Origin of the sequence: Anaerocolumna jejuensis DSM 15929, from assembly GCF_900142215.1 — a bacterium.
Classification (GTDB): Bacteria; Bacillota; Clostridia; order Lachnospirales; family Lachnospiraceae; genus Anaerocolumna; species Anaerocolumna jejuensis.
On sequence record NZ_FRAC01000026.1, the window covers coordinates 90,671 to 96,670 of the forward strand.

Below are 6,000 nucleotides of genomic sequence, written 5' to 3' on the forward strand. Positions count from 1 at the left end.
CCACTCCTTTCAAATACTTTTACACTCTCAATTAAGCATTATATCATCATATCATATGGAAATCAAGTATTATTTCCCAAATTCTTGATTTTCTCATCTTCTATGGGCTAATTCCTTAACAATATCTTTCCAATCCAAGCCGCACTCTGCCATCAGCACCATCATATGATACAAGAAATCAGAAATTTCATACTTTAATTCGGAAGAATCGGGGTTCTTCGCAGCTATTATGATTTCTGCCGCTTCTTCTCCGCATTTCTTTAATATCTTATCAATCCCCTTATCAAAAAGATAATTGGTATAGGAGCCTTCCTTGGGATGTTCCTTACGGTCCATAATTACGCTATATACCTCATCCAGCACGGTCAGGGGATTTGTATCATCATAAGGTTTTTTATAGGTCTCCTCAAAAAAGCAGGTGGGATTTCCCGTATGGCAGGCAGGTCCTACCTGGCGAACCCTGGCAAGCAAAGTATCCTTATCACAATCTATGGTCAGTGACTTTACATACTGGAAATGGCCCGAGGTCTCCCCCTTTAGCCAAAGCTTGCTGCGGCTTCTGCTGTAATATGTCATTCTGCCCGTCTCAACGGTTTTATTATAAGCTTCCTCATTCATATAGGCAACCATCAGGACTTCCTTGGTCTTATAATCCTGTACCACTACGGGTAACAGTCCGTCGTTGTTTTTCTTCATCTGGGAAAAAGGAATACTGCTCTCATAGGTATTTACAGAGATATTTTCTTGCTTCAAAGCCTTCTTTATGGTATATAAATTTTCTTCCCTACCATAATCTGCTATAATTCCTTCTGTCCTATCCTCTGACAGTTCCTCCTTTACCCCAAGCCAAGCCTCCAGTTCTTCGGATGCCGCTTTTTTCTCCTGACATTCTAAGCTGTTGCTCTTAATAAAGAAAGGAAGCTGGGTTTCCAGCAAATTCTTGTTCCCTGTCTGTGTTTCACTCTTGCTCCCATTGCATACCGCAGACAGTTCTGGCGTACTGCCATGAATAACAGTATTTGAAAGTGCTTTTCCTTCACACTTTTCTATGATAAGAGCCGAAACAAATTCTTCTGCCCAAGTTATCAGGCTTTTGTTATCCTCTTCTTCCTTAACCTCAAGATAAATCCTCTCTTTGCCAAAGCGGGCGGATGCTTCTTTTAACGCCTTCATTCCGGAAGTTTCTTCCTCCGTATGCTCCCACTTTCCTGATGCGCCTCTTAAATCGCAGGCATTAACGGCCATGGCCTTGGCACCGGTATAAAGTGCCTTCTTCACATCTTCAAACCGCTCTAAATGACAGCTTATTACAATGGGGATATCAACCTGTTTCGCCAGTTCTCCCGCAGCCTTTAAAAATTCTTCCTTGGAGGAATAGTCTTTCGCATCACAGCTTATATACAGCTCATCGGCCCCATAAGCCTCATAGGCTGCCCCCTGTGTTAAGAATTCCTCGGTATTTTCTCTATTGTAAACCATCCACGGTATAAGCTTCTTTTGCATGACTGCCTCCTATCACTCTTTATTCTATCATTCCTTTTGTAGAGAGAACATCCTTTATTCTGCTGTCAAAGGAAGATGCTTCATCCAATGCCTTTGCAAAGGCCTTAAAAGCTGCCTCGATAATATGGTGGGTGTTGCTGCCATGGATTTTTTTAATATGAAGGTTCATACCGGCACTGTAGGATAAAGCATAGAAGAATTCCTGTATCAGCTCCGTATCAAGCTCTCCTGCCATGGGAGCCAGACTTCCAAGGTCACATACCAGGTAAGGCCGTCCCGATAAATCCACGGCACATAATACAAGGGTTTCATCCATGGGAAGCAGAAAATTGCCAAAGCGCTTAATTCCTGTTTTCTCTCCCAGGGCCTGGCGGATTGCCTGCCCTAATACAATCCCGGTGTCTTCCACCGTATGGTGTCCGTCCACATGAAGGTCACCCTCTACTGTAATTTCCAAATCAAAAAAGCCATGTTTGGTAAAGCCCTCCAGCATATGGTCAAAGAAACCGATACCTGTCTTGATATTGGCTTCACCGGTTCCGTCCAGATTGATGGAAAGCGTGATATTTGTTTCTCTTGTTTTTCTCTCTATCCTGCTTTTTCTTTCCATCCCTATTCCTCCTCTTCAAAACGTACAGCGATTGAATTGGCATGGGCTGTAAGGCCTTCCGCTCTGGCAAAACGGACAATGTCCTTGTAAACCGGCTCCAGAGCTTCTCTGGAATAGGAAATAATGCTGGATTTCTTTATATAATCATCCACACTTAAAGGGGAGAAGAATTTAGCGGTTCCGTTGGTGGGAAGCACGTGATTGGGTCCTGCATAATAGTCCCCCAATGGTTCACTGCTGTACTCTCCAAGAAAGATTGCTCCGGCATTCTGTATCTTTGTCATAAGGGCAAAAGGGTCCCTGGTGAGGATTTCAAGGTGCTCGGAAGCTATCTCATTGGCTGTCTCCACTGCTTCCTCCAGATTGGAAGCTATCAGAATATAGCCATAATTATCAAGGGACTTATTAATTATTTCTTTTCTGGATAATACTGCTGTAAATTTATCTACTTCTTCCGACACCTGATAAGCCAATTTCTCACTGGTGGTTATCAGGATGGCACTTGCCAGCTCATCATGCTCTGCCTGGGATAAAAGGTCGGCAGCCACATATCTGGGATTGGCGGTTTCATCAGCCAGGACCAGTATTTCACTGGGACCTGCAATGGAATCAATACTTACATGGCCGTATACGGCCTTCTTTGCCAGTGCCACATAGATATTCCCCGGCCCTACAATCTTATCCACCTTCTTTATGGATTCCGTTCCATGGGCAAGTGCTGCTATTGCCTGTGCTCCTCCTGCCTTGTAAATCTCCGTGACCCCTGCTTCCTTGGCAGCCACCAGGGTTCCGGCATAAATCTTTCCTTCACTATCCGGCGGTGTGGTCATGGCAATGCGTTTTACTCCTGCTACCTTTGCCGGTATGACGTTCATTAGAACGGAGGAGGGATAAGCTGCCTTTCCTCCCGGCACATATACTCCCACGGAAGCCAGTGGGGTAACCTTCTGTCCCAATATAATACCGCTTGGCTCACTGTCAAACCAACTGTACTGCTTTTGTTTTTCATGATAGGCTCTGATGTTTTCTGCGGATTTCCGGATAACCTGCACTACCTCCGGGTCTATCAGGCGGTAGGCTTCCTCTATCTCTTCCGGTGTGACACGGATGGTATCCTTATCAATCTCTGCCCTGTCAAAGCGCTTTGTATATTCAAAAAGAGCTGAATCCTTTCTGGTCTTAACTCCTTCAATAATTTCAGCTACAGCTTTTTCATAAGCTTCATACTGGTTTGGACTTCTCTTTAACAGGTTCTTTAGAATATCTTCCTTTAACTCTTTTTCTAACCTTGCTATCCTCATCATGACCTCTTTTCTGAATATGGAAAGAATTCCTTATTCCTTCGTACCGTTAAGTTTTCTGCCTCACTGATTATATCACTTCTACCATTCTTACTATTTTCTTAATATAATTGCTTATTCATCAAATTTATTTTACTACCTGGCTCTTGCAAGTACTTCCCTTAAATCAGTTATCAGCTTGTTGATTCTCTCCTGCTCCATCTTCATACTTACCTGGTTTACGACCATTCTGGCAGAAAGACCGCAGATTTCCTCCAGGACCTCCAGGCCATTCTCCCTTAAGGTGGAGCCGGTCTCTACGATGTCCACAATAACCTCTGATAATCCAACAATAGGAGCAAGCTCGATGGACCCATTAAGCTTAATGATTTCTACTGTCTGGTGCTTCTTATTATAGAAATAGTCCTTGGCAATGTTGGGATACTTGGTGGCCACCCGGATTAATTCCCCGTGATGCAGCAGCTCTTTTGCCGACAAGGGGCCGGCTACGCACATCCTGCATTTTCCAAAGCCCAAATCTATGACCTCATAGAGCTTTCTGCCTTCCTCCAGAATCGTATCCTTTCCCACCACGCCGATGTCGGCTGCTCCATATTCCACATAGGTCGGGACATCATTGGCCTTTGCCAGGAATATCTTAATTTTCTGCTCTTCATTTACAAATATCAGTTTTCTGGAATCCGGGTCCTTCATCTCTTCACAGGTATATCCGACCTGTTCCAGTATTTCCATTGTCTTTTTGGCCAGCCTTCCTTTGGCTAAGGCAAATGTTAAATATCTCATCTATACACACTCTCCAAATATGAAATATACAGGTCTTTTATCAGTTCAGAATTTCCGAAAGCCTTGCCGTATTGCTCTCCCCTGTCTGACAGTTAATTACCTCAACAAGATTTTCCTTTTCAAAGAAAAGAATACCGCCTACACTGTTCCGCTTACAATATTCTTTGTATTCTTCCAATGTATGCTCTTCCTCATAATTTATAAGCTCCACATTCATATCCTGGCTGCGGAACTGGTTTGCCAGAGCGATAGCGGTCTTACTCCATTCCTTCCGGTATAAGATCAGGGTATTATCCCCCCTGGTCTCTATCTCTATCTTCTGTCTCATAAGGGCCATCATAAGCTGGTCTGCCAATATGGCGATTCCGATAGCCGGTGCCGCCTTGCCAAACTGCCCCACCAGGTTATCATATCTTCCTCCGCTGGCTATGATATCCCCTGTGCCGTAGGTATAGGCCCGAAAGATAATCCCGGTATAATAATTGTATTGGCTTAGCATCCCCAGATCAAAGGTAATGTATTTTTCCAGTCCGTAAAGGGTCAGGAGTTCATAAACCTCCTCCAGCCTTTCAATGGCCTTTAGGGCTTTTTCATTCTTTGTAAGATTTTTGGCCTCTAAAAGGCGTTCCGGAGAGCCGAACAGCTCCGGCAGTGTAAGAAAGGCCTTCTTTAATTCTTCGCTGATTTCCTTTTCAGATAAGAGCTCTTCTACCCCAAACATATTCTTTTCTTCTATCAGGTTTCTAAGCTGTGCCTCTTCCTCTTTTGTAAAGCCGGCTTCCTTCGTGAGTCCATAGAAAAATCCGGCTTCGCCGATTTCCACCTGAAACTCCTTCAGTCCGGTTTCCAGAAGGCATTCTATGGTCAATGCCAGCATTTCCGCATCTGCATTAACGGACGGGTCATTGATAAGCTCTGCTCCCAGCTGGGTAAATTCCTTCAGCTTTCCCTGATAGCTGGTGTTATTTATAAAAATACTCCCCATGTAACACAGACGGATGGGAAGCTCTTCTTCTTTGTAATATTTAGCGGCACACCGTGCAATGGAGGGTGTTATATCCGGTCTTAAAACCAGGGTGTTTCCTTCTCTGTCAACAAATTTGTACATGTCCTTCTGGGGAACCGTACCACGTTCCTGGTTAAAGATTTCAAAGAATTCAAAGGTTGGCGTCTGTATATCCCGAAAACCATGAAGTTCCATAACATGATGGAGCTTACTCTGTATTTTAAGCTTCCTCTCACATTCATGGTTGTAAATGTCTCTGACCCCTTCCGGTGTATGCAGCAATTTATCGTTCATATCCATACCTGTTGGGAAATCCAACTGCTCCTACCTCAGTAGTTACTTTTCATTCCCTGCCACTGAACAGTTGAAAGAAGGAACCTGTGGCGACTCTTTCCTCTGAATTTTCTTTCAACCGGAATCTTTCTGCACAATACAATGGGCCTGCAGCTCCTTGTACAGCTTTACCAACTCAGCTCCTCTTTTATACATGCTGTAATTATCTTTCGAAAATTGTTAGGATGCCGTTTACTTTATCGCAGTAACGTGATAATTCATTAGCGGATAGATGTGAAATAATTATAATACAATGCCCCTGCCATGTCAACCATTTATTTCTCTGCCATCAAGGCAAACGCATGAAGGATAATTATGGAAGCTTCCGATGAGTTTGGCTTACATTTAAGAATTTTCCTGTTCAGGGTTCTAAATTCCACTAAACCGGCAGCGGTTGTTCCTGGCAGCAGAAAGGATACCAAACTCGCTGAAATACGCTCAAACAATGGTATCCTTTCTGCTAG

5 protein-coding genes are annotated in these 6,000 nt (G+C 43.8%); all 5 read right to left on the reverse strand.

The genetic code is table 11. The features are described 5' to 3' along the window. Nucleotides 1-93: 93 nt before the first annotated feature. Nucleotides 94-1,503 (reverse strand): bifunctional phosphoribosyl-AMP cyclohydrolase/phosphoribosyl-ATP diphosphatase HisIE, encoded by a 1,410-nt coding sequence (gene hisIE, locus BUB77_RS30555; RefSeq protein ID WP_073279170.1) that lies wholly within the window; start codon nt 1,501-1,503, stop codon nt 94-96. A 19-nt stretch (nt 1,504-1,522) separates the two neighbouring features. Continuing rightward, complete coding sequence (hisB, locus tag BUB77_RS22030; RefSeq protein ID WP_073279171.1) at nt 1,523-2,113, reverse strand: imidazoleglycerol-phosphate dehydratase HisB; 591 nt, start codon at nt 2,111-2,113, stop codon at nt 1,523-1,525. A gap of 2 nt (nt 2,114-2,115) precedes the next feature. Next, entirely contained in the window at nt 2,116-3,414 is a 1,299-nt protein-coding gene (gene hisD, locus BUB77_RS22035; RefSeq protein ID WP_073279172.1) for a histidinol dehydrogenase, read from the reverse strand. Between the two features lie 135 nt (nt 3,415-3,549). Continuing rightward, entirely contained in the window at nt 3,550-4,197 is a 648-nt protein-coding gene (gene hisG / locus BUB77_RS22040) for an ATP phosphoribosyltransferase (protein WP_073279173.1), read from the reverse strand. Nucleotides 4,198-4,237: 40 nt separating this feature from the next. Continuing rightward, complete coding sequence (hisZ, locus tag BUB77_RS22045; protein ID WP_073279174.1) at nt 4,238-5,497, reverse strand: ATP phosphoribosyltransferase regulatory subunit; 1,260 nt, start codon at nt 5,495-5,497, stop codon at nt 4,238-4,240. Nucleotides 5,498-6,000: the final 503 nt, after the last annotated feature.